The organism is Glutamicibacter mishrai, assembly GCF_012221945.1.
GTDB classification, from domain to species: Bacteria; Actinomycetota; Actinomycetes; order Actinomycetales; family Micrococcaceae; genus Glutamicibacter; species Glutamicibacter mishrai.
On the sequence record NZ_CP032549.1, the window covers coordinates 1859587 to 1886318 of the forward strand.

The window sequence follows — 26732 nt, forward strand, 5'->3', positions numbered from 1 at the left end:
AGTGGACGCACCACGTTTGGGAATCGGGATCATCTCCGCCGGCAAGGTCGGCACCGTTCTGGGGGCCGCGCTGGCCGCCAGCGGCCACCGCATCACCGGGATCCACGCCGTCTCCGAAGCCTCCCGGGTCCGCGCTGACGCGCTCTTGCCGCAGGCCCCGCTGCTGGATCCGCCAGAGATCCTGCGCCGCAGCGAACTGGTGCTCTTCGCGGTGCCCGATGACGTGCTCGGCGAACTGGTCGCCGGCCTGGCCTCCGCCGGCCACATCCAGCCCGGGCAGCTGATCGCCCACACCGCCGGGCGCTACGGCACCTCCATTTTGCAGCCGGCCCTCGACGCCGGGGCCTTCGGCCTGGCCATCCACCCGGCCATGACCTTCACCGGGATGAGCATGGACCTGTCCCGGCTGACCGACTGCGTCTTCGCGGTCACCGCCGAGGAAGCCATGCTGCCGGTGGCCCAGGCCCTCGTGGTGGAAATGCGGGCCGAACCGGTAGTCATCGCCGAGGCCGACCGCGCCAGCTACCATGCTGCCCTGGCCCATGCGGCCAACCACCTGAACACCATCACCGCGCAGTCCGCCGATATCCTGCGCCGCATCGGTGTTGAGGACCCCGCCAATACGCTGCGCGCGCTGATGAATGCCAGCCTCGATAACGCCCTGCGTTCGGGTGCCGGAGCGTTGACCGGACCGGTGGCCCGCGGGGATATCGGCACCGTGTCAGCCCACCTCGATGCCCTGTCCGGGGATCCGGCCGAAACCAATAATTCCTACCGCAGCCTCTCGCGGGCCACCGCCTTGCGCGCTGCGCAGCGCGGGCTGATCTCCCAGGCCACGGTGGAAGAACTGTTGCGAGTTCTAGAATAGAAGCGTGAAAAACCCCAAGATCGTTAAAACCCGTGCCGAGCTGAAGGCTGCCATTGCCCAAGCCAACCCGGGATCATTGGGCTTCGTGCCCACCATGGGAGCCCTGCATGCAGGCCACAGCTCCCTGTTCAAAGCCGCTCGCGACGAAAACGAGCTGGTCGTCATCTCCATCTTCGTCAACGAACTGCAGTTCAACGACGCCAACGACTACGCCCGCTACCCGCGCCAGCTCGAGCAAGACGCCCAGCTGGCCGGCGAAGCCGGAGTCGACATCATCTTCGCCCCCGAGGCCCACGAGATCTACCACGCCGGACTCCCGCTGATCCAGCTGCATTCCGGAAGCATGGGAGAGGTCTACGAAGGGGCTTCACGGCCCGGCCATTTTGATGGAATGCTGGCCGTCGTCTCCAAGCTCTTGCACCTGGCCGATCCGCGCCAGGGCGAATACCGCGCCTACTTCGGGCAGAAGGATGCCCAGCAGGTAGTGCTCATCCGCCGCATGGTCGCCGACCTGGACTACCCGGTGCAGCTGCGCCTGGTGCCGATCGTGCGCAGTGCCAAGGGCCTGGCTCTCTCCAGCCGCAATGCGCTGCTCAGCGATCAGGAGAAGGAAGCGGCCCTGGTCCTGCACCGCGCCATCGGGCTGGTCGCCGACCGCGCCGCACACAACGAGCCGCTGAATATTGAGGACGCCATCGGGCTATTCCAGATGGAACCGCTGGTCCAGCTGGACTACTTCGTGGTGGTTGACCCCAATACCTTGCAGGAGCTGGCCTTCAACTGTCAGGACACCCCGTTCACCGGCGAGGGCCTGATCCTCGTGGCCGCCACCGTGGGCCAGGTGCGATTGATCGACAACCAGCCGATCAGCGCCTAGCTCCTAGGCGAAGCGCCGGGCGGTCTCGCTCAAGATCTGGCGGAAGCCAGCCAAGTCGGCCATGACCTCGGCTGCGGCCTGCGGTGTTTGCACGAACTGCACCGCCTGGCCGGCATATACCGGAGCCATGGCCGGCTGCGCTTCGGCGCGGGCCCGCACCATTTCCTCCCGCAGTTCGCTGGTGGCCTCCCACGTGGACAGGTCCTCGTGGCTCTCGCTGAATTCATTGCGCAGCGCGCGGCCGCCGAATTCGGCAGGCCAAGCAAGCTGCTGGGCGATATCAAAGGCCCGGGTATAAGTAGTGTCATCCATTCCGGCTTCGCGCACGGCGCTCTTGAAGTTCTCGTGTCCCAGAGACTCGACGGAAGAGAGGAACCGGGTGCCGACCCAGGCCGCCTGGGCCCCCGCGGCGAGAACCGCCGCCACCCCGTGGGCGGTGCCGATGCCGCCGGCAGCGACGACGGGCTTCACCTGCTGCGCAGCGGCCAGTTGCAATAGCGGCAGGGTGCCGGATTCATTGCGCCCGTGTCCGCCGCCCTCGCCGCCGCGAGCGATGATGATGTCGATGTCATCTTCCATGGCTCGTTCCAGTTCTGCCGCGTTGCCGATCTGCATGGCGGTGAGCACTCCGGCTTCGTGGGCCAAGGCCGCCCCTCGGGTGACATCGCCAAAGCTCAGCGAGACCAGCGAGGGGGAGAATTCGAGGAAGCTCTCCAGGGGGGATAGGTCAGTTTCCAGGGACCACGCCATGAAGCCGACACCCCAAGGTGTATCCAGGGCGGCAACATGTCCAGCCTGTTCCTGAATCCACTGCGTGGAAGGTGATCCCGAGACGCCGATCATTCCGATGCCACCGGCCTGGGAAACGGCTGCGGCTAAAGCGCCTCCGGCAGCTCCGGCCATAGGTGCGTTGAAGATGGGTTCACGGTAGCCAAGCAGGCGTTGCAGGTCGCTCATGTGCCCAGAGTAGAACAGCTTTCTTGGTGTGACCTAGAACGCGGCTCCCCGATTTGTAACATCGCGGAAACCTCTGTATAGTTTTTATCTGTTGCCGGAACGGAAACAACACGGAATCTACGAGTTGTTTACCCGGCAGCCAATCACTTTTCACCGAAGAGTTTCGACCGGTTTTGACCGGATCACGAAACATGGTAGGCTAGAAAAGTTGCTCCGGAGCGAAGCAGCCACTGGGTTTTTGGTGGTTGTGGTGTCGAGAGTGTTTGTTGTTTGAGAACTCAATAGTGTGCCAAGTTTGTTGATACCGAATTATTTTTATTTGGTGAATACATAACATTTGCTTGAGGCATTGCACCCCCGTGCAGTGTTCTTGAGTGTTTTTTATTCGCCAGGATTTTTTCATTGATTCTCCCTTATTTTCCGAGGGGTTTCGGTGGCTTTTTGTTTTTTATGGAGAGTTTGATCCTGGCTCAGGATGAACGCTGGCGGCGTGCTTAACACATGCAAGTCGAACGATGAAGCCCTGCTTGCAGGGTGGATTAGTGGCGAACGGGTGAGTAACACGTGAGTAACCTGCCCCTGACTCTGGGATAAGCCCGGGAAACTGGGTCTAATACCGGATATGACTTCCTACTGCATGGTGGGTTGTTGAAAGATTTATCGGTGGGGGATGGACTCGCGGCCTATCAGCTTGTTGGTGAGGTAATGGCTCACCAAGGCGACGACGGGTAGCCGGCCTGAGAGGGTGACCGGCCACACTGGGACTGAGACACGGCCCAGACTCCTACGGGAGGCAGCAGTGGGGAATATTGCACAATGGGCGGAAGCCTGATGCAGCGACGCCGCGTGAGGGATGACGGCCTTCGGGTTGTAAACCTCTTTCAGTAGGGAAGAAGCGAAAGTGACGGTACCTGCAGAAGAAGCGCCGGCTAACTACGTGCCAGCAGCCGCGGTAATACGTAGGGCGCAAGCGTTATCCGGATTTATTGGGCGTAAAGAGCTCGTAGGCGGTTTGTCGCGTCTGCCGTGAAAGTCCGAGGCTCAACCTCGGATCTGCGGTGGGTACGGGCAGACTAGAGTGATGTAGGGGAGACTGGAATTCCTGGTGTAGCGGTGAAATGCGCAGATATCAGGAGGAACACCGATGGCGAAGGCAGGTCTCTGGGCATTTACTGACGCTGAGGAGCGAAAGCATGGGGAGCGAACAGGATTAGATACCCTGGTAGTCCATGCCGTAAACGTTGGGCACTAGGTGTGGGGGACATTCCACGTTTTCCGCGCCGTAGCTAACGCATTAAGTGCCCCGCCTGGGGAGTACGGCCGCAAGGCTAAAACTCAAAGGAATTGACGGGGGCCCGCACAAGCGGCGGAGCATGCGGATTAATTCGATGCAACGCGAAGAACCTTACCAAGGCTTGACATGTGCCAGACCGCTCCAGAGATGGGGTTTCCCTTCGGGGCTGGTTCACAGGTGGTGCATGGTTGTCGTCAGCTCGTGTCGTGAGATGTTGGGTTAAGTCCCGCAACGAGCGCAACCCTCGTTCCATGTTGCCAGCACGTAGTGGTGGGGACTCATGGGAGACTGCCGGGGTCAACTCGGAGGAAGGTGGGGATGACGTCAAATCATCATGCCCCTTATGTCTTGGGCTTCACGCATGCTACAATGGCCGGTACAATGGGTTGCGATACTGTGAGGTGGAGCTAATCCCTAAAAGCCGGTCTCAGTTCGGATTGGGGTCTGCAACTCGACCCCATGAAGTCGGAGTCGCTAGTAATCGCAGATCAGCAACGCTGCGGTGAATACGTTCCCGGGCCTTGTACACACCGCCCGTCAAGTCACGAAAGTTGGTAACACCCGAAGCCGATGGCCTAACCACCTTGTGTGGGGGGAGTCGTCGAAGGTGGGACTGGCGATTGGGACTAAGTCGTAACAAGGTAGCCGTACCGGAAGGTGCGGCTGGATCACCTCCTTTCTAAGGAGCTAACCATTATTATGGTTGCCCATGTCTGTGCCCGAGTGTGGTACGGGTGGGTTGCTCATGGGTGGAATATCAATGAACTCAGTACTGGAAAGCATGCATGCCTGATTGATCCTTTGTGGGGTTGTGTGGTGTGTGTGGGGTACTGGCTGTGGCTGCATGGTGTTGTTGCTGGTGAGTACGCAGCATGATGATCCTTTGGGTTGTTGTGGTGTTGGAAAAGCGGTGGTGGTGTTGTGTGGTTTGTATGGTTTGGCATGCTGTTGGGTTTTGAGGCAACAAGCCTCCGTCCCTGGTGGATGATGTGATCGGTTGTTGTGGTGCTGGCCCTTGTGGGGTTGGTGTTGTGATGGTTGGTTGTTTCTCTTCTTGGGTGGCGGGGTTCTTGGTGTTTCGGTGTTTGTCCTGTGTTTGCCGTGGACGTGCCGCCTTTGTTGGTGGTGTGGTTGCGGGGGTGTGGGGTTGTTGTTTGGGAACTGTATAGTGAACGCGAGCATCTTGCAGATGAGATGAGTCTGGTGGCCCTTTTCCTTGGGTCATCTAGGTGTTTGAGTCTTGTCTGCGTGATTTTGTTAGATTGTTTTATTGCTCATATCTTGAGACTTTGATGTTGTGTTGAAGTTTTTAAGGGCGCACGGTGGATGCCTTGGCATCAAGAGCCGATGAAGGACGTGGGAATCTGCGATAAGCCTGGTGGAGTCGATAACCGGACGTTGATACCAGGATTTCCGAATGGGGGAACCCCGCACCATGTTATGTGGTGTGACCTGCAGCTGAATGTATAGGCTGTGTGGAGGGAACGCGGGGAAGTGAAACATCTCAGTACCCGCAGGAAGAGAAAACAATAGTGATTCCGTTAGTAGTGGCGAGCGAACGCGGATGGGGCTAAACCGGTTGGTGTGTGATAGCGGATAGGCGTTGCATCATCGGGGTTGTGGGGTTGACATGTACCAGTGCTATCTTGCTGGTGGGATGAGGTGCAGGCGTATAGGTGAATCGGTTGGAATGCCGGACCATAGAGGGTGATAGTCCCGTAGGTGTAATGCGTGTCTGCCGTTCTAGTGTTGATACCCGAGTAGCACGGGGCCCGTGAAACCTTGTGTGAATCTGCCAGGACCACCTGGTAAGCCTGAATACTACTTGATGACCGATAGTGAATCAGTACCGTGAGGGAATGGTGAAAAGTACCCCGGGAGGGGAGTGAAATAGTACCTGAAACCGTGCGCTTACAATCCGTTAGAGCCTGGGACTTGTTCCTGGGTGATGGCGTGCCTTTTGAAGAATGAGCCTGCGAGTTAGTGCTGTGTCGCGAGGTTAACCCGTGTGGGGTAGCCGTAGCGAAAGCGAGTCTGAATAGGGCGTTTGAGTGGCACGGTCTAGACCCGAAGCGAAGTGATCTACCCATGGCCAGGTTGAAGCGCGTGTAAGAGCGTGTGGAGGACCGAACCCACTTCAGTTGAAAATGGAGGGGATGAGCTGTGGGTAGGGGTGAAAGGCCAATCAAACTTCGTGATAGCTGGTTCTCCCCGAAATGCATTTAGGTGCAGCGTTACGTGTTTCTTGCTGGAGGTAGAGCTACTGGATAGGCGATGGGCCCTACAAGGTTACTGACCTTAGCCAAACTCCGAATGCCGGTAAGTGAGAGCGTAGCAGTGAGACTGTGGGGGATAAGCTTCATAGTCGAGAGGGAAACAGCCCAGAACGCCAACTAAGGCCCCTAAGCGTGTGCTAAGTGGGAAAGGATGTGGAGTTGCTGTGACAACCAGGAGGTTGGCTTAGAAGCAGCCACCCTTGAAAGAGTGCGTAATAGCTCACTGGTCAAGTGATTCCGCGCCGATAATGTAGCGGGGCTCAAGCACACCGCCGAAGTTGCGTCATTCAAATATTTGCCTGGCTTTTGTTGGGCGTTTGGATGGGTAGGGGAGCGTCGTATAGCGGGTGAAGTCGCGGTGGAAACCAGCGGTGGACGCTATACGAGTGAGAATGCAGGCATGAGTAGCGAATGACGGGTGAGAAACCCGTCCGCCGAATGATCAAGGGTTCCAGGGTTAAGCTAATCTGCCCTGGGTTAGTCGGGGCCTAAGGCGAGGCCGACAGGCGTAGTCGATGGATAACGGGTTGATATTCCCGTACCGGCGAAGGACCGCCCATACTGAGCTGTGGATGCTAACCATGACGGATTCCAGTGTTGATGCCTTCGGGTGTCTTGTTGGTTGATGTGGTGGGAACCGATGCAGTGAGGTCAGCGTATTAACAGGTGTGACGCAGGAAGGTAGCCGAGCCAGGCAATGGAATTGACCTGGTCCAAGGGTGTAGGAAGAGTGGTTGGCAAATCCGCCGCTCAATTGTTTCTGAGACCTGATAGGCGCCCCATTTTTTGGGGTGATTCGGTGATCCTATGCTGCCTAGAAAAGCATCGGCGCGAGGTCCCAGTCCGCCCGTACCCCAAACCGACACAGGTGATCAGGTAGAGAATACTAAGGCGATCGAGAGAATCATGGTTAAGGAACTCGGCAAAATGCCCCCGTAACTTCGGAAGAAGGGGGGCCTGCCTCGTGATCAGCTCTTGCAGTTGTGAGCGGGTGTGGGCCGCAGAGACCAGGGGGAAGCGACTGTTTACTAAAAACACAGGTCCGTGCGAAGTCGCAAGACGATGTATACGGACTGACTCCTGCCCGGTGCTGGAAGGTTAAGAGGACTGGTTAGTCACTTTTGTGGCGAAGCTGAGAATTTAAGCCCCAGTAAACGGCGGTGGTAACTATAACCATCCTAAGGTAGCGAAATTCCTTGTCGGGTAAGTTCCGACCTGCACGAATGGAGTAACGACTTCCCCGCTGTCTCAACCATGAACTCGGCGAAATTGCAGTACGAGTAAAGATGCTCGTTACGCGCAGCAGGACGGAAAGACCCCGAGACCTTTACTATAGTTTGGTATTGGTGTTCGGTGCAGCTTGTGTAGGATAGGTGGGAGACTTTGAAGCTTGGACGCTAGTTCAGGTGGAGTCATCGTTGAAATACCACTCTGGCTGTACCGGTCACCTAACTTCGGACCATGATCTGGTTCAGGGACAGTGCCTGATGGGTAGTTTAACTGGGGCGGTTGCCTCCTAAAATGTAACGGAGGCGCCCAAAGGTTCCCTCAGCCTGGTTGGCAATCAGGTGTTGAGTGTAAGTGCACAAGGGAGCTTGACTGTGAGAGTGACAGCTCGAGCAGGGACGAAAGTCGGGACTAGTGATCCGGCGGCACCTCGTGGAAGGGCCGTCGCTCAACGGATAAAAGGTACCTCGGGGATAACAGGCTGATCTTGCCCAAGAGTCCATATCGACGGCATGGTTTGGCACCTCGATGTCGGCTCGTCGCATCCTGGGGCTGGAGTAGGTCCCAAGGGTTGGGCTGTTCGCCCATTAAAGCGGTACGCGAGCTGGGTTTAGAACGTCGTGAGACAGTTCGGTCCCTATCCGCTGCGCGCGTTGGAAATTTGAGAAGGGCTGTCCTTAGTACGAGAGGACCGGGACGGACTAACCTCTGGTGTGTCAGTTGTACTGCCAAGTGCATCGCTGATTAGCTACGTTGGGAAGGGATAACCGCTGAAAGCATCTAAGCGGGAAGCCTGCTTCGAGATGAGATTTCCATGCACCTTGAGTGTGTGAGGCCCCCAGCTAGACCACTGGGTTGATAGGCAGGATGTGGAAGCAAGGACTGAAGACTTGTGTAGCTGACCTGTACTAATAGGCCGATGACTTTCAACACACAATATAACAATATTTGAACTAATGATTTCAATGCTGTTCGCGTTCACTATGCGGTTACGAGACAACAACCCGTAATCACTTGAAAACAAATATAAGACGTTTTAACACCGGAAAACATGACCAAGTTGTTTGGTTTGTGTGCTTCGTGATTGTTACGGCGGTCATAGCGTGGGGGAAACGCCCGGTCCCATACCGAACCCGGAAGCTAAGGCCCATTGCGCCGATGGTACTGCACTCGTGAGGGTGTGGGAGAGTAGGTCACCGCCGGACTTAACCTGAAAATGGTTTGAGGCCCTGACACAGTGTGTGTTGGGGCCTCACCTGTTTAACCAGTGCTGCTGCTGGCCTGGTATTAGTTGGTGCCGGTTTGGGCTGGCCTGGTGTTGGCGGGGTGGGCTATCAGCTCGCCCCTTGTTCTTGTTTAAGGGCTCAGTTCAGTGGGTTGCTTCTTCAGCGTCTATGCGTTGGGCGAGATCCGTGTTTTCGACGGTAAGCATTACTGCACTGTCTCTAGCATTGAATAGATGCATAGTGATCGCCCAGCCATTCCACTCCCATATGCATGGAGGCTGCTGTTCATCTTCCCAGGGGTGCGTGGCTGGACCATAGAGGTCGCTCAACTCGTTCTTTATCTGAAGAAAACCTTGCCGCGTTTCGGCCGACCCAGGTTTTGTTGAAGTGTAGAGATGAAGTGTGACATCAAGGAAATCTTTCTCGTATGTGCCCCACGTGCCGAGCACAGTGCTCCCAAGCCCAACGTCCAGGGGATTGATGCGCAGAGCGGATTGCTCATCGGGGTTGTCTTGGCTAATTCGCGAGATAAAACCAAGCTGAGTAAATAGTGCCTCGCGCTGGCTATCGTTCTTCGGCCTTCGGCTTTCTACTAGCCTGTGGACTATGGAAATGACATCACTGGGGGCAGGCACCAATTCAAGAAGTTGGTTTTTCTCGGACATATTGAGAGCGTACTCGTTAGGGGGCTCGCAGAACTAGCGCCAACCGGGTAGCTGGTCTGTTTTCTGCAGGGTGCCGGTGAATGCAACTAACACCCGTAGCCAAGTCAGTTCTATTCCGGAATACCGTGGCAGAAACGGGATCGACGACACCAGATATTGCCGGCCCAATGGGGCTGGGTAGTTGCTCGCATGTCTTGCTGAGTGCCTCGACATTTCTAGCTAGGTCGTATCTGCACGGCAGTATCTTGCCGTTCTAGTTCGGTTCGGGTCGAGTTGCCCCACTCATCGCAGATATCGGTAATTTCTTGCCGAATCCTCTTTTGTGATGGATGATAGAGAGCGGAATGTTGCTGATCGGCGAGATGCTGCCGGAAGAGGACTATCTATGAATTCTGTGTCGGAGCTCGGCGCCGAATTGCAGCGCGCTAGAAAGCAGAATGGTCTAACCCAGGAACAACTTGCCGAGTTGGCTGGCATCTCTGAACGTACGTTGCGTTCAATAGAACGCGGTGCGGGCAACCCTTCCATAGAAGCAGTGCTTTCCGTGGCCGACGTACTCGGCCTGAGAATCGTAGTGGCCAAATGACTCCGTCACTCCAAGAACTCAAGCTGGTCGCCCAGGCTGATGTCTATTGCAATGACAGCTTGGCTGGGTACCTAACCCGACAAGACGACGGAAGCATTGCCTTCACTTACGACGTTCACTATCTTCACGATGGCGGCTCCGCAATAGCCACATCCCTGCCGGCGGCCCGCTACGTGTACGTCGGGCCCGGTGGCGCATTGCCTTCTTTCTTCTCAGGACTATTACCCGAGGGACATCGACTCACCGTTCTCAAAGATGCAACGAAGACCAGCCTCTCTGACGAGCTGACCCTCTTGATGGCCGTCGGGTCTGATACCCCCGGCAATGTCCGGGTCATTCCGGCCGGATCGAAGTTAGAGCAAACTCCTGTGGTCGCTGAATTCAGCACTACGGAGGATCTCGACTTCTCGGCGCTCTCTAGGACTTTGGATCGCCACTCGATTCCAGGTGTTCAAGACAAGATCAGCGCAACCATGTTGACCACACCAGTCGAATTCAAGAACAGCGCTTATCTGCTTAAGCTCGATCCTCGAGACCATCCACATCTGGTGCTAAACGAGGCACTGCACCTCAAAGCAGCAAGGGCACTGAAACTCCCGGTGGCAAAGAATCAGCTAGTAATGGATTCGAAGGCGAACCCCGGGCTACTTGTAGAGCGCTTTGACCGCATGGCAGTCGAGCCCGAGGCGCAACCGGAACGATTGCCGTTGGAAGACGCCATGCAGGTACTCAACCTTCCGCCGGCAAGCAAATATGCAGTTAGCACGGAACAGGTTATCCAGGTTCTAGCCCAACACTGCCAGGCGCCGGTACTGGCTAGACGCAATCTCTACATCCAATTCGTCTTCGCCTGGCTTACCGGCAACGGGGACTTGCATGGAAAGAATGTTTCGATCCTCGCAAACGAGCAAGGACAATTCGGCGTCGCGCCGATATACGACATACCCTGCACCTTGGTCTACGGTGATGACACCATGGCTCTAACTGTCGCGGGTAAAACTAAGAACCTGAAAAGGAAGCACTGGGCCGAACTTGCCGGTGAGCTGGGATTGGCGGACCGTGCAGCACAGTCGGCAAACCAACTCGCTTTGAAGGCTGCACTCACTGCAGACCTCGACGAGCTGCCCTTTGAGGGGTCGCCACTACGCGGTGCCCAACGGGAACTGAGGTTCCGACGGATGGAGCTGGAGTAGAGAGCCAGGTATCGGCTGTCAGTCTACGAGCACGGAGAATGCGGGCCGCTGGGCATCTTGGCTCTTCTTCGCTTGCCCATGGAGCCCAGTGACCCATGAAGGGTAGACGCGAAAGCCGCGTTTCCCTGGGGCAGTCGCTGATGCGTAGACGCCCAGCTGCTCGAGGTGCTGCTGCGTGAAGCGGAAGACTCCGAAGCGCTCGGATTGCTCAATGAAGACCAATGCGCCGTGCAGTTCTGCATCGGAAACGTACGGTGCGGTGGATCCAGTTTCATCGCGATGCCATATGGCTACGAAGCCGCCAGACTTCGTTGGCGTGGTCCTTGCGGTTCTTATTCGCCAGAGTTGACCGTCGATTTCAGCGATGCCGGCTTGGTAATCGCTCTGTTGCGCTTCGGGAATAACTTCGCCGTGTGCCTGCCCAGTGACGAGGCAGTAGCGGTCTAACGCGGTGTAGGTCATTCATGCCTTCCTATGTGCTACCGGCGGTCCACCAGGAACAGTAGTGATGTCATTGAGAACTATACGTTGGCCTGTAGCTCAGCCACATCGCATTTCGCAGTAGCTCAAGGCGATACCTGCAGAGAATCACTCGCAGGCACGAGGAGAGGGCTGCCTGGCCAGTCTGCCTTGTCGTGCGCTCTGCTGTCCCTGAGCCGGCTGGATTATGCCTGTAGGCCACTCGCGTTCAGCTTCGATCCTCGCTGCGGTCTATATCCGTTGCTCAGATGTACGACTGCGCAGGTACGGCATCATTCGTAGATGCGGGCGGGAGGCCGCCGCGTTGCTTCGCGATTCAGAGAGTGGAATAAGGGGAGGTGTCGGGTGCATAGAGCAGAGTAGGGAGTCCTTGAGCAACTGTAAACGTGCATTTGTACTTCGCTATTGGGTGGGCAACGGGGGCCTAAACAACGATGCGGAAATTAAGTGTCGACGCTCACCCGGAAAAAGCAGCCACCCGATTTGCACGACCCCCCCAAACCTGTGTATAGTTTTTCCTTGTCGCCGAGAGCAAAACGGAAGAAATAACCGGATGCAAAACGACGGCGAAACCCCAGAAAATCAACGGTTTCACACAGGTCACTGTGGGAAAATAGTTGAAGAATGGGAACCAAGAATACTGTTTCAAATCACAAACAATTGATTTGACTTTCAGAAATTCGCGGTGATAAGATTTGAATATAACGCTGGACGAAATCATTGCCTGAATTGTTGGGTAATGGAGAACCGGTAAGTGTTTGTTGTTTGAGAACTCAATAGTGTGCCAAGTTTGTTGATACCGAATTATTTTTATTTGGTGAATACATAACATTTGCTTGAGGCATTGCACCCCCGTGCAGTGTTCTTGAGTGTTTTTTATTCGCCAGGATTTTTTCATTGATTCTCCCTTATTTTCCGAGGGGTTTCGGTGGCTTTTTGTTTTTTATGGAGAGTTTGATCCTGGCTCAGGATGAACGCTGGCGGCGTGCTTAACACATGCAAGTCGAACGATGAAGCCCTGCTTGCAGGGTGGATTAGTGGCGAACGGGTGAGTAACACGTGAGTAACCTGCCCCTGACTCTGGGATAAGCCCGGGAAACTGGGTCTAATACCGGATATGACTTCCTACTGCATGGTGGGTTGTTGAAAGATTTATCGGTGGGGGATGGACTCGCGGCCTATCAGCTTGTTGGTGAGGTAATGGCTCACCAAGGCGACGACGGGTAGCCGGCCTGAGAGGGTGACCGGCCACACTGGGACTGAGACACGGCCCAGACTCCTACGGGAGGCAGCAGTGGGGAATATTGCACAATGGGCGGAAGCCTGATGCAGCGACGCCGCGTGAGGGATGACGGCCTTCGGGTTGTAAACCTCTTTCAGTAGGGAAGAAGCGAAAGTGACGGTACCTGCAGAAGAAGCGCCGGCTAACTACGTGCCAGCAGCCGCGGTAATACGTAGGGCGCAAGCGTTATCCGGATTTATTGGGCGTAAAGAGCTCGTAGGCGGTTTGTCGCGTCTGCCGTGAAAGTCCGAGGCTCAACCTCGGATCTGCGGTGGGTACGGGCAGACTAGAGTGATGTAGGGGAGACTGGAATTCCTGGTGTAGCGGTGAAATGCGCAGATATCAGGAGGAACACCGATGGCGAAGGCAGGTCTCTGGGCATTTACTGACGCTGAGGAGCGAAAGCATGGGGAGCGAACAGGATTAGATACCCTGGTAGTCCATGCCGTAAACGTTGGGCACTAGGTGTGGGGGACATTCCACGTTTTCCGCGCCGTAGCTAACGCATTAAGTGCCCCGCCTGGGGAGTACGGCCGCAAGGCTAAAACTCAAAGGAATTGACGGGGGCCCGCACAAGCGGCGGAGCATGCGGATTAATTCGATGCAACGCGAAGAACCTTACCAAGGCTTGACATGTGCCAGACCGCTCCAGAGATGGGGTTTCCCTTCGGGGCTGGTTCACAGGTGGTGCATGGTTGTCGTCAGCTCGTGTCGTGAGATGTTGGGTTAAGTCCCGCAACGAGCGCAACCCTCGTTCCATGTTGCCAGCACGTAGTGGTGGGGACTCATGGGAGACTGCCGGGGTCAACTCGGAGGAAGGTGGGGATGACGTCAAATCATCATGCCCCTTATGTCTTGGGCTTCACGCATGCTACAATGGCCGGTACAATGGGTTGCGATACTGTGAGGTGGAGCTAATCCCTAAAAGCCGGTCTCAGTTCGGATTGGGGTCTGCAACTCGACCCCATGAAGTCGGAGTCGCTAGTAATCGCAGATCAGCAACGCTGCGGTGAATACGTTCCCGGGCCTTGTACACACCGCCCGTCAAGTCACGAAAGTTGGTAACACCCGAAGCCGATGGCCTAACCACCTTGTGTGGGGGGAGTCGTCGAAGGTGGGACTGGCGATTGGGACTAAGTCGTAACAAGGTAGCCGTACCGGAAGGTGCGGCTGGATCACCTCCTTTCTAAGGAGCTAACCATTATTATGGTTGCCCATGTCTGTGCCCGAGTGTGGTACGGGTGGGTTGCTCATGGGTGGAATATCAATGAACTCAGTACTGGAAAGCATGCATGCCTGATTGATCCTTTGTGGGGTTGTGTGGTGTGTGTGGGGTACTGGCTGTGGCTGCATGGTGTTGTTGCTGGTGAGTACGCAGCATGATGATCCTTTGGGTTGTTGTGGTGTTGGAAAAGCGGTGGTGGTGTTGTGTGGTTTGTATGGTTTGGCATGCTGTTGGGTTTTGAGGCAACAAGCCTCCGTCCCTGGTGGATGATGTGATCGGTTGTTGTGGTGCTGGCCCTTGTGGGGTTGGTGTTGTGATGGTTGGTTGTTTCTCTTCTTGGGTGGCGGGGTTCTTGGTGTTTCGGTGTTTGTCCTGTGTTTGCCGTGGACGTGCCGCCTTTGTTGGTGGTGTGGTTGCGGGGGTGTGGGGTTGTTGTTTGGGAACTGTATAGTGAACGCGAGCATCTTGCAGATGAGATGAGTCTGGTGGCCCTTTTCCTTGGGTCATCTAGGTGTTTGAGTCTTGTCTGCGTGATTTTGTTAGATTGTTTTATTGCTCATATCTTGAGACTTTGATGTTGTGTTGAAGTTTTTAAGGGCGCACGGTGGATGCCTTGGCATCAAGAGCCGATGAAGGACGTGGGAATCTGCGATAAGCCTGGTGGAGTCGATAACCGGACGTTGATACCAGGATTTCCGAATGGGGGAACCCCGCACCATGTTATGTGGTGTGACCTGCAGCTGAATGTATAGGCTGTGTGGAGGGAACGCGGGGAAGTGAAACATCTCAGTACCCGCAGGAAGAGAAAACAATAGTGATTCCGTTAGTAGTGGCGAGCGAACGCGGATGGGGCTAAACCGGTTGGTGTGTGATAGCGGATAGGCGTTGCATCATCGGGGTTGTGGGGTTGACATGTACCAGTGCTATCTTGCTGGTGGGATGAGGTGCAGGCGTATAGGTGAATCGGTTGGAATGCCGGACCATAGAGGGTGATAGTCCCGTAGGTGTAATGCGTGTCTGCCGTTCTAGTGTTGATACCCGAGTAGCACGGGGCCCGTGAAACCTTGTGTGAATCTGCCAGGACCACCTGGTAAGCCTGAATACTACTTGATGACCGATAGTGAATCAGTACCGTGAGGGAATGGTGAAAAGTACCCCGGGAGGGGAGTGAAATAGTACCTGAAACCGTGCGCTTACAATCCGTTAGAGCCTGGGACTTGTTCCTGGGTGATGGCGTGCCTTTTGAAGAATGAGCCTGCGAGTTAGTGCTGTGTCGCGAGGTTAACCCGTGTGGGGTAGCCGTAGCGAAAGCGAGTCTGAATAGGGCGTTTGAGTGGCACGGTCTAGACCCGAAGCGAAGTGATCTACCCATGGCCAGGTTGAAGCGCGTGTAAGAGCGTGTGGAGGACCGAACCCACTTCAGTTGAAAATGGAGGGGATGAGCTGTGGGTAGGGGTGAAAGGCCAATCAAACTTCGTGATAGCTGGTTCTCCCCGAAATGCATTTAGGTGCAGCGTTACGTGTTTCTTGCTGGAGGTAGAGCTACTGGATAGGCGATGGGCCCTACAAGGTTACTGACCTTAGCCAAACTCCGAATGCCGGTAAGTGAGAGCGTAGCAGTGAGACTGTGGGGGATAAGCTTCATAGTCGAGAGGGAAACAGCCCAGAACGCCAACTAAGGCCCCTAAGCGTGTGCTAAGTGGGAAAGGATGTGGAGTTGCTGTGACAACCAGGAGGTTGGCTTAGAAGCAGCCACCCTTGAAAGAGTGCGTAATAGCTCACTGGTCAAGTGATTCCGCGCCGATAATGTAGCGGGGCTCAAGCACACCGCCGAAGTTGCGTCATTCAAATATTTGCCTGGCTTTTGTTGGGCGTTTGGATGGGTAGGGGAGCGTCGTATAGCGGGTGAAGTCGCGGTGGAAACCAGCGGTGGACGCTATACGAGTGAGAATGCAGGCATGAGTAGCGAATGACGGGTGAGAAACCCGTCCGCCGAATGATCAAGGGTTCCAGGGTTAAGCTAATCTGCCCTGGGTTAGTCGGGGCCTAAGGCGAGGCCGACAGGCGTAGTCGATGGATAACGGGTTGATATTCCCGTACCGGCGAAGGACCGCCCATACTGAGCTGTGGATGCTAACCATGACGGATTCCAGTGTTGATGCCTTCGGGTGTCTTGTTGGTTGATGTGGTGGGAACCGATGCAGTGAGGTCAGCGTATTAACAGGTGTGACGCAGGAAGGTAGCCGAGCCAGGCAATGGAATTGACCTGGTCCAAGGGTGTAGGAAGAGTGGTTGGCAAATCCGCCGCTCAATTGTTTCTGAGACCTGATAGGCGCCCCATTTTTTGGGGTGATTCGGTGATCCTATGCTGCCTAGAAAAGCATCGGCGCGAGGTCCCAGTCCGCCCGTACCCCAAACCGACACAGGTGATCAGGTAGAGAATACTAAGGCGATCGAGAGAATCATGGTTAAGGAACTCGGCAAAATGCCCCCGTAACTTCGGAAGAAGGGGGGCCTGCCTCGTGATCAGCTCTTGCAGTTGTGAGCGGGTGTGGGCCGCAGAGACCAGGGGGAAGCGACTGTTTACTAAAAACACAGGTCCGTGCGAAGTCGCAAGACGATGTATACGGACTGACTCCTGCCCGGTGCTGGAAGGTTAAGAGGACTGGTTAGTCACTTTTGTGGCGAAGCTGAGAATTTAAGCCCCAGTAAACGGCGGTGGTAACTATAACCATCCTAAGGTAGCGAAATTCCTTGTCGGGTAAGTTCCGACCTGCACGAATGGAGTAACGACTTCCCCGCTGTCTCAACCATGAACTCGGCGAAATTGCAGTACGAGTAAAGATGCTCGTTACGCGCAGCAGGACGGAAAGACCCCGAGACCTTTACTATAGTTTGGTATTGGTGTTCGGTGCAGCTTGTGTAGGATAGGTGGGAGACTTTGAAGCTTGGACGCTAGTTCAGGTGGAGTCATCGTTGAAATACCACTCTGGCTGTACCGGTCACCTAACTTCGGACCATGATCTGGTTCAGGGACAGTGCCTGATGGGTAGTTTAACTGGGGCGGTTGCCTCCTAAAATGTAACGGAGGCGCCCAAAGGTTCCCTCAGCCTGGTTGGCAATCAGGTGTTGAGTGTAAGTGCACAAGGGAGCTTGACTGTGAGAGTGACAGCTCGAGCAGGGACGAAAGTCGGGACTAGTGATCCGGCGGCACCTCGTGGAAGGGCCGTCGCTCAACGGATAAAAGGTACCTCGGGGATAACAGGCTGATCTTGCCCAAGAGTCCATATCGACGGCATGGTTTGGCACCTCGATGTCGGCTCGTCGCATCCTGGGGCTGGAGTAGGTCCCAAGGGTTGGGCTGTTCGCCCATTAAAGCGGTACGCGAGCTGGGTTTAGAACGTCGTGAGACAGTTCGGTCCCTATCCGCTGCGCGCGTTGGAAATTTGAGAAGGGCTGTCCTTAGTACGAGAGGACCGGGACGGACTAACCTCTGGTGTGTCAGTTGTACTGCCAAGTGCATCGCTGATTAGCTACGTTGGGAAGGGATAACCGCTGAAAGCATCTAAGCGGGAAGCCTGCTTCGAGATGAGATTTCCATGCACCTTGAGTGTGTGAGGCCCCCAGCTAGACCACTGGGTTGATAGGCAGGATGTGGAAGCAAGGACTGAAGACTTGTGTAGCTGACCTGTACTAATAGGCCGATGACTTTCAACACACAATATAACAATATTTGAACTAATGATTTCAATGCTGTTCGCGTTCACTATGCGGTTACGAGACAACAACCCGTAATCACCTGAAAACAAATATAAGACGTTTTAACACCGGAAAACATGACCAAGTTGTTTGGTTTGTGTGCTTCGTGATTGTTACGGCGGTCATAGCGTGGGGGAAACGCCCGGTCCCATACCGAACCCGGAAGCTAAGGCCCATTGCGCCGATGGTACTGCACTCGTGAGGGTGTGGGAGAGTAGGTCACCGCCGGACTTAACCTAATATGGTTTGAGGCCCTGACACAGTGTGTGTTGGGGCCTCACCTGTTTAAGCCGTCCGCGCATCAGCGGCACTGACGCTCTTTTTCGTCGGGGAACTGGTTACAGTGTGTAGTAGATAAAACGAGATCTGCTATTTAGGGGGAGCCCCGCCTTGACCACCGAGACAACGAGCCCGCTGCGCTACCGAGACGATTCGATTCGTCCCCAGGATGATCTTTACCGGCACAGCAACGGCAAGTGGTTCGAAACCGCCACTATCCCAGGTGACCAGGGAATCTACGGCTCATTCATGGAGCTTCGCGATCAGGCAGAAGACGCCGTTCACGCGATCATCAAGGAAGCGGTCCAGTCCTACGAATCCGGTTCGGCCACCGACGGAGCAACCCAGCGTATTGCTCAGCTTTATGGCTCGTTCATGAATGAAGCAGTCATCGAAGAACGCGGTGCGACACCGGTTGCCGGCTTCTTGGAAGCCATCTCGGATATCCAGAGCACCGACCAGCTGCTCGAGGTCACCGGCTCATTCCACCGCAAGGGCATCAGTGGATTCTTGGATATCGGTGCCAGCAATGATGCGGGCAATCCAGACCGCAACCTCCTGACTTTCCTGCAGGGCGGACTTGGCCTGCCCGATGAGTCCTACTATCGCGAGGAGCAGTTCGCTGAAACCCTTGCCGACTATCAGGAGCACCTGAACCGCCTGCTGACCCTGGGCGCCATTGCTGATGCCCAGGCTGCAGCCGCAAGTGTTGTCGACCTCGAGAAAGCCATCGCCTCACACCACTGGGACCGCGTCAAGGTTCGCGATGCCCAGGCACGCTACAACCTGATGACAGGTGCTGATCTCTTCGAGTTGTTCGCTGGCCTGAAAACCTGGTTGGCTGGAGCAGGCATTGAAGAGAAGTACTACCAGGAAGTTGTCGTCTGGCAGCCAAGCTACCTGCAGGGCCTCGCGGAGCTGTTCGAGAGCCAGCCGCTGGAAGCATGGAAGAACTGGCTGCGCGTGCAAGTGCTGCGTTCCTTTGCCCCGTATCTGTCCAGCGATTTCGTCAATGAGAATTTCTCCTTCTACTCTGCCAAGCTCGGCGGTGTTGAGCAGATCAAGGACCGCTGGAAGCGTGCCGTCGCCTTCACCGAAGGCGCGGTTGGCGAGGATATCGGCCAGCTCTACGTCGCCAAGAACTTCTCCGCCGATGCCAAGAGCGCAATGGACGCATTGGTTCAGCGCCTTATCGAGGCCTACCGGATCTCCATCAGCGAGTTGTCGTGGATGAGCCCTGAAACCATTGAGAAGGCGCTCGAGAAGCTCTCGCAGTTCCGCCCGAAAATCGGCTACCCGAAAGAGTGGATCGATTACTCCAGCATCACCACCGATCAGCACGACGTCATTGCGAACCTGGCCTCGGCCAATGAATTCGAGTTCCGTCGTGAACTGAAGAAGATCGACGACGGCGTGGACCGGGAGCTGTGGTTCATGTACCCGCAGACCGTCAACGCCTACTACCACCCGTTGCTGAACGAAATTGCGTTCCCTGCGGCGATCCTCCGCCTGCCATTCTTCGACGTCAACCGCGACGTTGCTTCCAACTTCGGCGCCATTGGCGCGGTCATCGGCCACGAAATCGGCCACGGATTCGATGACCAGGGCTCGCAGTTCGACGGCACCGGCCAGCTGCGCAACTGGTGGACCGATGAGGACCGCGCTTCCTTCGAGAAGCTCACCGGCAAACTGGTAGACCAGTACAACGCGCTCTCGCCCACGGAAGCTCCAGATCACAAGGTCAACGGCGCGCTCACCTTGGGCGAGAACATTGGCGACCTGGGCGGCCTGGGCATCGCCTACAAGGCGTACAAGCTCGAGCTGGCTGCGCGCGGAATCGAAGAGGACGAGGTCATCGATGGCATCACCGGCGACCAGCGCTTCTTCTACGCATGGGCCGAATGCTGGCGCACGCTGATCCGCCCGGAAACCGCCGTAGTCCGAGTGACCACCGACCCGCACGCGCCAGGTGAATTCCGTTGCAACCAGGTTCCGAAGAACCTCGCTGCCTTCCACGAAGCCTTCGGCACCAAGCCGGGGGATGGCATGTGGCTGGATCCAGAACAGCGCGTTGAGATCTGGTAAACCAGCAGGACGCTAAGCCAGGGCACCGGAAAGCCAGCTTTCCGGTGCCCTGGCCTGTATCTGCCCGGACTTCGGGGTGTAAGTCTGATCATGATGGGCTTTATCCGCGCGCAATGACACGTAGAATGGACTATTGTGACTTCCGAAAATAATTCCGCACAGCCCATTGATCCCAACGACCAGCGACAGGTCCGCACTGATAAGCGCAACCAGTTCCTGGCCAAGGGTGAGGAAGCCTACCCTGTGGGTGTGGCCCGCACCCACTCACTGCTGGAAATCCGCGACAAGTACGCCCACCTCGAAGCCGGCGAAGAAACCGAAGATGTCGTAGGCGTTGCCGGCCGTATTGTTTTCATGCGCAACACCGGCAAGCTGTGCTTCGCCACCTTGCAGGAGGGCGGCCCCAAGGGCGAGGGCGTGCGCCTTCAGGTAATGCTGTCGCTGGCCAACGTCGGCGAAGAGCGCCTGGCGCAGTGGAAGTCCCTGGTTGACCTCGGCGACCACGTATTGGTTAGCGGCAAGGTCATCTCTTCGCGCCGCGGCGAGCTGTCCATCATGGCCGACACCTTCGAAATGGCCTCCAAGGCACTGCGCCCATTGCCAGTGCTGCATGCGGACTTGAACGAGGAAACCCGCGTCCGCCAGCGCTACGCAGATTTGATCGTGCGCAACGAAGCCCGCGAGATGGTCTACAAGCGTGCCGCTATCGTCCGCGCCGTGCGCAACACCCTGGAGAACCACAGCTACGTTGAGGTTGAAACCCCAATGCTGCAGCTGGTCCACGGTGGCGCTTCGGCTCGACCATTCAAGACCCACCTGAACGCCTTTGACCAGGAAATGACCCTGCGCATCGCTACCGAGCTGTACCTCAAGCGCTGTGTTGTCGGCGGCGTGGACCGCGTATTCGAAGTCGGACGCATCTTCCGCAACGAAGGCGTGGACTCGACCCACTCGCCGGAATTCACCACCCTCGAATGCTACGAGGCCTACGCCGACCAGTACGTGATGGCCGAGCGCATGAAGGAGATCATCCTCAACGCCGCCGACGCCATTGGCGCAGGCCGTACCATCGAGACCTCTCGAGGCACCGCGAACCTGGACGGCGAATGGCGCTGGTTGAGCGTCTACCCTGGCCTGTCCGAGGCCGTCGGCTTGGAAATCACCCCGGAAACCGACGCTTCGGTGCTGCGTGAGGTTGCGGCCAAGCACGAAGTGAAGATCGATCCGGCTTGGAGCGCCCAGAAGCTGGTTATCGAGCTCTTCGGCGAAATCGTCGAGCCTACCTTGATCGACCCGACCTTCGTCTGTGACTACCCGCCGCTGGCTCAGCCTTTGGCTCGTCCGCACCGTTCGAAGCCAGGGGTTATCGAGGCATGGGACTTGATCATCGGCGGCATGGAGCGCGGTACGGCGTTCTCCGAGCTCATCGACCCTGTCATTCAGCGCGAACGCCTGACCGAGCAGTCCCTGCTGGCCGCCGGCGGCGATCCTGAGGCAATGCAGCTGGATGAAGACTTCTTGCGTGCCTTGGAATACGGTGCCCCGCCAATGGGTGGCATCGGCTTGGGCATCGACCGTTTGGTGATGCTGTTTACCAACGTCGGCATCCGCGAAACCATTCTCTTCCCACTGCTTAAGCCGGAGGCATAGAAATGCCATATATCGAGGCAATTGTTCCGACTATCTGTCTGGCGCTGCTTTTTTGGTACGTGATGAAAGCTATTACAAACGCGGACCGAAAAGAACGCCAGGCGGAAGCGGAAGCGGATGCGCTTATTCAAAATCGTCCGGATTCCAATAATCCGGCGAACGAGAATTAGGCTATTCCTGAAAGAAGCTTGTGAATTCTGATCAGAATTAGAATTCTCAGTCGCTATTTGTATAAGCTTGAACACTGAAAAGGACTGGTGGGTTCAAACCAGATAGTCCAGCACATTCAAGCTCGGAGGAATCCTCAGATGGCACGTCAGGTTCAAATTGCCCTGATTGATGATATTGATGGTAGCGAAGCAACCGAATCAATTGCTTTTAGTGTTGCTGGCCAGCACTTCGAAATTGATTTGAATGATGAGCATGCTGCACAATTCCACGCGGCTATTGAACCGTATGTTGAAGCTGCACGCTCGTCGAAGCAGACTGCAACCAGCGAAGCCCCTGCAATTCGTGCTTGGGCAAAAGAGAATAATATTAAGGTCAACGCCCGTGGGCGCCTTAATGCAGAAGTTGTAGATGCCTACAACGCTGCAATGCGCAAGGGCGGTCGTAACCGTACGAAGTAATTCCTTCGGTCGCAGATAGACTTCTAATGAGTCGGCACATTCAATGTGCCGACTCATTCGTTTATAACGGCGACCGTGATATATCCATTTAATTTTGTTGAAGATAATAGTATTTGTGCAACAAGTAAAAATGGCATTTTCACCCTCAGCCCGAGGCCAAAGATCAGCGGTGAAGCAACTGATCGGGTTATCCCCGTGGCGAACAAGGGCGAATTGCAGGCGCTAGATGCGTAGCATCGAATTATTGGTAAGCAAGGAGTGTGCCGAAGATGTTTGAGAGATTTACCGACCGTGCCCGTCGAGTTGTCGTGCTCGCCCAAGAAGAGGCGCGCATGCTCAACCACAATTACATCGGCACCGAGCACCTGCTGCTCGGCCTAATCCACGAAGGTGACGGTGTAGCCGCAAAAGCGCTCGAGTCGCTGAATATTTCGCTGGGTGCCGTACGTGAGCAGGTTCAGGAGATTATCGGCAAGGGCCAGCAGGCGCCTTCCGGTCATATCCCGTTCACTCCTCGCGCCAAGAAAGTCTTGGAATTGTCGCTGCGCGAAGCATTGCAGCTGGGACATAACTACATTGGGACCGAGCACATCCTGCTCGGCCTGATCCGCGAAGGTGAAGGTGTAGCCGCACAGGTGCTCGTGAAGCTGGGCGCTGACCTCGGCCGCGTGCGCCAGCAGGTCATCCAGCTGCTCTCGGGCTACCAGGGTGGCAAGGAAACCGCCGCAGCTGGTGTCAGCTCGGGCGGCCAGCAGGAAGGCACCCCGGCAGGTTCGGCAGTGCTGGACCAGTTCGGCCGCAACCTCACCGCTGCTGCCCGCGAAGGCAAGCTTGATCCGGTGATCGGCCGCGAGCACGAGATGGAACGCGTCATGCAGGTCCTCTCGCGCCGTACCAAGAACAACCCTGTTCTCATCGGTGAACCTGGTGTTGGTAAGACCGCCGTCGTAGAGGGCCTGGCCCAGTCGATCGTTCGCGGTGACGTGCCGGAAACCATCAAGGACAAGCAGCTTTACACCTTGGACCTCGGTTCCCTGGTGGCAGGTTCGCGCTACCGCGGTGACTTCGAAGAGCGCCTGAAGAAGGTCCTCAAGGAGATCCGCACCCGTGGCGATATCATCCTGTTCATCGACGAGATCCACACCCTGGTGGGTGCAGGTGCCGCCGAGGGTGCTATCGATGCTGCATCGATCCTCAAGCCTATGTTGGCTCGTGGCGAACTGCAGACCATCGGTGCCACCACCTTGGACGAGTACCGCAAGAACATCGAGAAGGACGCTGCGCTCGAGCGCCGCTTCCAGCCGATCCAGGTCAAGGAGCCAACCGTCGAGCTGACCACGCAGATCCTGCGTGGCCTGCGTGACCGCTACGAGGCACACCACCGCGTGACCATCACCGATGGCGCGCTGCAGGCTGCCGCAACGCTGGCCCACCGCTACATCTCCGATCGCTTCCTGCCGGACAAGGCAGTGGACCTGATCGATGAAGCCGGCGCCCGCCTGCGCATCCAGCGCATGACCGCACCTCCTGCCCTGAAGGAAATGGACGAGGAGATCGCGACCGTACGCCTGGAGAAGGAAGCCGCGATCGACGCCCAGGACTTCGAAGGTGCAGCCTCGCTGCGCGACAAGGAGTCCAAGCTCATCGAGGCGCGCAACGAAAAGGAAAAGTCGTGGCGCAACGGTGACATGGATGAAGTATCCGAGGTCACCGAAGAACTCATCGCTGAAGTCCTGGCCAACTCCACCGGCATCCCGGTAGTGAAGCTGACCGAGGAAGAGTCCTCGCGTCTGCTGAACATGGAAGAGGAACTGCACAAGCGCGTTATCGGCCAGGATTCGGCTATCAAGGCCATTTCCCAGGCGATCCGCCGCACCCGTGCAGGCCTGAAGGATCCAAACCGCCCAGGCGGCTCGTTCATCTTCGCCGGCCCGACCGGTGTGGGTAAGACCGAGCTGGCCAAGGCGCTGGCAGAGTTCCTCTTCGGCGAAGAAGACGCGCTGATCACCCTGGACATGTCCGAATACTCGGAGAAGCACACCGTTTCCCGCCTGTTCGGCGCCCCTCCAGGCTACGTCGGCTACGAAGAAGGCGGACAGCTGACCGAAAAGGTCCGTCGTCGTCCATTCTCCGTAGTGCTCTTCGATGAGGTCGAGAAGGCCCACGCCGACTTGTTCAACTCGCTGCTGCAGATCCTGGAAGACGGCCGTTTGACCGACTCCCAGGGCCGCGTGGTGGACTTCAAGAACACCATCATCATCATGACCACCAACCTCGGTACCCGTGACATCTCCAAGGGTGTGATGACCGGCTTCCAGTCGGCCGCGGATACCAAGACCGGTTACGAGCGCATGCAGGCCAAGGTGCAGGAAGAGCTGCGTCAGCACTTCCGCCCAGAGTTCCTGAACCGTGTTGATGACACCGTGGTCTTCCCTCAGCTGAACCAGGAAGAGATCGAAGAGATCGTCGACCTGTTCGTTGGCCGCCTGGCCAAGCGCCTGAAGGAACGCGAGATGACCATCGAGCTGACCCAGGCTGCCCGCAGCCTGCTGGCACAGCGCGGCTACGACCCAGCTATGGGTGCTCGTCCGCTGCGCCGCACCATCCAGCGCGATATCGAAGATCAGCTTTCCGAGCGGATCCTGTTCGGCCAGATCGTCGCCGGACAGAAGGTCACCGTGGATGTCGAAGGCGAGGGAGCGGACCAGAAGTTCGTCTTCCACGCTGAAGGCGGCCAGGGCCAGCTGGAAGGCGAGCCTGCACCAGCAGCGCTGGAGGGCTAAGCCCGGATAATTACCCACAGCAAGCCGCGGAACCAGATGAAACTGGTTCCGCGGCTTGCTGCTTTAACACCTGGGACCTAGCGCCCCACGGCCTTGGCGACCAGCTGCGCGATCATTTGCTCATGCTTCTTATCCAACGCGGTGATCGCAAACGAGGTTGGCCAGAGCGTCCCCTCATCAAGCTGCGCCACATCGTTGAATCCGAAGGTCAGATAACGGGTGTCGAACTTCTTGGCGTCCTGGATAAAGCAAAGGATCTTGCCATCCAGGGCGTAGGCCGGCATGCCGTACCAGGTCTTGGGCTCCAATTCCGGCGCGGTCTCGGTGATGATCTGATGCAGCTTTTCGGCGAGCACCTTGTCGGTGCCTTGGAAGGAAGCGATCTTCTCTTCGAGCTCCTTGCGCGCCTGGGCGGCCTTTTCGGCCTTGGTCATGCGCTTCTTCGGTGCACGCACCTCCGCCGCGCGTTCCTTCATCGCCGCTTTTTCGGCGGCCGAGAAACCTTCCTGATCTGCCTGGCTCATTTTTCCTGCCCCTTCATCGCTTGGTTGATTCGGACCATGTTGCCCGACGGGTCGCGGAAAGCGCAATCGCGGGGTCCCCACGGCTGATCCATGGGCTCCTGCAGCACTTCCGCGCCCGAAGCGCTGAGCGATTCGAACAGCGGATCAAGGGCATCAACGCTGAGCACCAGCCCGCCCAAGGCGCCCTTGGCCACGAGTTCTGCCAATGACTGGGCATCGGCATCGGAACGTCCGGCACCCGGAGCGGACAGCACCAGGTTCAACCCAGGCTGGCCGGGCACCGCAAGACTGACCCAGCGGAATCCCGCATTGGCCACATCGGAGACTACCTCTAGGCCCAGGCCGTCCCGGTAGAAGCCCAGGGCTTCATCAACATCGAGGACGGTGACTGGAATGTACTGAACTGAAATCTGTGTCATGCCTACAGCTTATGGACGGACGGCTAGTCCGCGCTTCTTCAAAACTGCTCAGAATCTCGAGGGGCGCAATAAGACCTTGGCGATGCACGCCGGGATCTGCTCCGAATCCTCATGTTCGCGCTCCCGATAGGCGGTTGGCGTCTCGCCCACCACCTCGGTGAAGCGGGTGCTGAACGAGCCCAGGGAACTCCAGCCAACCTGCATGCAGGCATCGGTGACCGAGGCCCCGGAACGCAAAAGTTGCATGGCCCGCTCGATGCGGCGCGTCAGCAGATAGGAGTACGGCGTCTCCCCGTAAGCACGCTTGAATTCGCGCGAAAAATGGGCGGGGGACATCAGCGCCTTGCTGGCCATCGCCGGGACATCCAGCGGCTGGCCATAGTGCCGATCGATCAGATCCTTGGCCCTGCGCAGATGCGCCAGGACCTTAAGCGCCTGGGTATCCATG

The 26732-nt window shown here is 56.8% G+C and carries 15 protein-coding genes and 6 rRNA genes; 15 read left to right on the forward strand and 6 right to left on the reverse strand.

The window, feature by feature from the left end:
* The first annotated feature begins 1 nt into the window (after position 1).
* Both D3791_RS08780 and panC read left to right on the forward strand, forming a co-directional pair.
* Complete coding sequence (locus tag D3791_RS08780; protein WP_172511935.1) at positions 2-868, forward strand: Rossmann-like and DUF2520 domain-containing protein; 867 nt, start codon at positions 2-4, stop codon at positions 866-868.
* A 4-nt stretch (positions 869-872) separates the two neighbouring features.
* Entirely contained in the window at positions 873-1745 is an 873-nt protein-coding gene (panC, locus tag D3791_RS08785) for a pantoate--beta-alanine ligase (RefSeq protein ID WP_172511936.1), read from the forward strand.
* Positions 1746-1748: 3 nt separating this feature from the next.
* On the opposite strand, the gene D3791_RS08790 is transcribed toward panC, so the two are convergent.
* Positions 1749-2702 carry an NAD(P)H-dependent flavin oxidoreductase gene (locus D3791_RS08790; RefSeq protein ID WP_172511937.1) on the reverse strand — a complete coding sequence of 318 codons (954 nt, stop codon included), beginning with the start codon at positions 2700-2702 and terminating at the stop codon, positions 1749-1751.
* 447 nt (positions 2703-3149) lie between these two features.
* On the opposite strand from D3791_RS08790, the gene D3791_RS08795 reads away from it, so the two are divergent.
* The 3 genes from D3791_RS08795 (at position 3150) to rrf (D3791_RS08805) (ending at position 8704) form a co-directional block, all read left to right on the forward strand.
* Positions 3150-4675 (forward strand): 16S ribosomal RNA (locus D3791_RS08795).
* Positions 4676-5295: 620 nt separating this feature from the next.
* Positions 5296-8432: ribosomal RNA gene (locus tag D3791_RS08800) — 23S ribosomal RNA — on the forward strand.
* 155 nt (positions 8433-8587) lie between these two features.
* A 5S ribosomal RNA gene (rrf, locus tag D3791_RS08805) occupies positions 8588-8704 on the forward strand.
* Together the 16S, 23S and 5S rRNA genes form the textbook arrangement of a ribosomal RNA operon.
* A gap of 164 nt (positions 8705-8868) precedes the next feature.
* Here the strand turns inward: rrf (D3791_RS08805) and D3791_RS08810 are convergent.
* The gene (locus D3791_RS08810; protein WP_172511938.1) at positions 8869-9390 is read right to left on the reverse strand and encodes a hypothetical protein; all 522 of its coding nucleotides are present in this window, start codon (positions 9388-9390) and stop codon (positions 8869-8871) included.
* Between the two features lie 385 nt (positions 9391-9775).
* Between D3791_RS08810 and D3791_RS08815 the strand changes: the two genes are divergently transcribed.
* Together D3791_RS08815 and D3791_RS08820 are read left to right on the forward strand one after the other, a co-directional pair.
* Positions 9776-9976, forward strand: a complete 201-nt coding sequence (locus tag D3791_RS08815; protein ID WP_022877199.1) for a helix-turn-helix transcriptional regulator — start codon at positions 9776-9778, stop codon at positions 9974-9976.
* On the forward strand, positions 9973-11169 hold the full coding sequence (locus tag D3791_RS08820) for a type II toxin-antitoxin system HipA family toxin (protein WP_172511939.1): 1197 nt from the start codon (positions 9973-9975) through the stop codon (positions 11167-11169). The genes D3791_RS08815 and D3791_RS08820 overlap by 4 nt, the downstream gene beginning before the upstream one ends.
* A gap of 18 nt (positions 11170-11187) precedes the next feature.
* On the opposite strand, the gene D3791_RS08825 is transcribed toward D3791_RS08820, so the two are convergent.
* Complete coding sequence (locus D3791_RS08825; protein ID WP_022877201.1) at positions 11188-11631, reverse strand: MepB family protein; 444 nt, start codon at positions 11629-11631, stop codon at positions 11188-11190.
* A 960-nt stretch (positions 11632-12591) separates the two neighbouring features.
* Between D3791_RS08825 and D3791_RS08830 the strand changes: the two genes are divergently transcribed.
* The 8 genes from D3791_RS08830 (at position 12592) to D3791_RS08865 (ending at position 25341) form a co-directional block, all read left to right on the forward strand.
* Positions 12592-14117: ribosomal RNA gene (locus D3791_RS08830) — 16S ribosomal RNA — on the forward strand.
* Positions 14118-14737: 620 nt separating this feature from the next.
* Positions 14738-17874: ribosomal RNA gene (locus D3791_RS08835) — 23S ribosomal RNA — on the forward strand.
* A 155-nt stretch (positions 17875-18029) separates the two neighbouring features.
* Positions 18030-18146, forward strand: a 5S ribosomal RNA gene (gene rrf, locus D3791_RS08840).
* Between the two features lie 159 nt (positions 18147-18305).
* The gene (locus tag D3791_RS08845; RefSeq protein WP_172511940.1) at positions 18306-20279 is read left to right on the forward strand and encodes a M13 family metallopeptidase; all 1974 of its coding nucleotides are present in this window, start codon (positions 18306-18308) and stop codon (positions 20277-20279) included.
* A 135-nt stretch (positions 20280-20414) separates the two neighbouring features.
* A complete protein-coding gene (gene lysS / locus D3791_RS08850; RefSeq protein WP_172511941.1) occupies positions 20415-21929 on the forward strand; it encodes a lysine--tRNA ligase in 1515 nt (504 codons plus the stop codon).
* 2 nt (positions 21930-21931) lie between these two features.
* Positions 21932-22099, forward strand: coding sequence for a hypothetical protein (locus D3791_RS08855; RefSeq protein WP_172511942.1), 168 nt, complete (start codon positions 21932-21934; stop codon positions 22097-22099).
* Positions 22100-22237: 138 nt separating this feature from the next.
* A complete protein-coding gene (locus D3791_RS08860; RefSeq protein WP_022876972.1) occupies positions 22238-22558 on the forward strand; it encodes a histone-like nucleoid-structuring protein Lsr2 in 321 nt (106 codons plus the stop codon).
* A gap of 269 nt (positions 22559-22827) precedes the next feature.
* Complete coding sequence (locus D3791_RS08865; protein ID WP_022876973.1) at positions 22828-25341, forward strand: ATP-dependent Clp protease ATP-binding subunit; 2514 nt, start codon at positions 22828-22830, stop codon at positions 25339-25341.
* A gap of 77 nt (positions 25342-25418) precedes the next feature.
* Here the strand turns inward: D3791_RS08865 and D3791_RS08870 are convergent, their stop codons facing one another.
* The 3 genes from D3791_RS08870 to D3791_RS08880 are packed head-to-tail and all read right to left on the reverse strand — an operon-like array spanning position 25419 to position 26731.
* Positions 25419-25865, reverse strand: coding sequence for an iron chaperone (locus D3791_RS08870; protein WP_172511943.1), 447 nt, complete (start codon positions 25863-25865; stop codon positions 25419-25421).
* Complete coding sequence (locus D3791_RS08875) at positions 25862-26284, reverse strand: VOC family protein (protein WP_022876975.1); 423 nt, start codon at positions 26282-26284, stop codon at positions 25862-25864. Before D3791_RS08875 ends, D3791_RS08870 begins: the two co-directional genes overlap by 4 nt.
* A gap of 48 nt (positions 26285-26332) precedes the next feature.
* Positions 26333-26731 carry a helix-turn-helix domain-containing protein gene (locus tag D3791_RS08880; protein ID WP_022876976.1) on the reverse strand — a complete coding sequence of 133 codons (399 nt, stop codon included), beginning with the start codon at positions 26729-26731 and terminating at the stop codon, positions 26333-26335.
* Between the last annotated feature and the right edge of the window lies 1 nt (position 26732).

Bases quoted from the DNA above. Each gene is read 5' to 3' on its own strand.
- D3791_RS08825 (WP_022877201.1), bottom strand. From the start codon at position 11,631: ATGACCTACACCGCGTTAGACCGCTACTGCCTCGTCACTGGGCAGGCA.
- D3791_RS08880 (WP_022876976.1), bottom strand. From the start codon at position 26,731: ATGGATACCCAGGCGCTTAAGGTCCTGGCGCATCTGCGCAGGGCCAAG.
- D3791_RS08820 (WP_172511939.1), top strand. From the start codon at position 9,973: ATGACTCCGTCACTCCAAGAACTCAAGCTGGTCGCCCAGGCTGATGTC.
- D3791_RS08860 (WP_022876972.1), top strand. From the start codon at position 22,238: ATGGCACGTCAGGTTCAAATTGCCCTGATTGATGATATTGATGGTAGC.
- D3791_RS08855 (WP_172511942.1), top strand. From the start codon at position 21,932: ATGCCATATATCGAGGCAATTGTTCCGACTATCTGTCTGGCGCTGCTT.
- D3791_RS08865 (WP_022876973.1), top strand. From the start codon at position 22,828: ATGTTTGAGAGATTTACCGACCGTGCCCGTCGAGTTGTCGTGCTCGCC.
- D3791_RS08870 (WP_172511943.1), bottom strand. From the start codon at position 25,865: ATGAGCCAGGCAGATCAGGAAGGTTTCTCGGCCGCCGAAAAAGCGGCG.
- D3791_RS08875 (WP_022876975.1), bottom strand. From the start codon at position 26,284: ATGACACAGATTTCAGTTCAGTACATTCCAGTCACCGTCCTCGATGTT.
- D3791_RS08810 (WP_172511938.1), bottom strand. From the start codon at position 9,390: ATGTCCGAGAAAAACCAACTTCTTGAATTGGTGCCTGCCCCCAGTGAT.
- D3791_RS08815 (WP_022877199.1), top strand. From the start codon at position 9,776: ATGAATTCTGTGTCGGAGCTCGGCGCCGAATTGCAGCGCGCTAGAAAG.
- D3791_RS08790 (WP_172511937.1), bottom strand. From the start codon at position 2,702: ATGAGCGACCTGCAACGCCTGCTTGGCTACCGTGAACCCATCTTCAAC.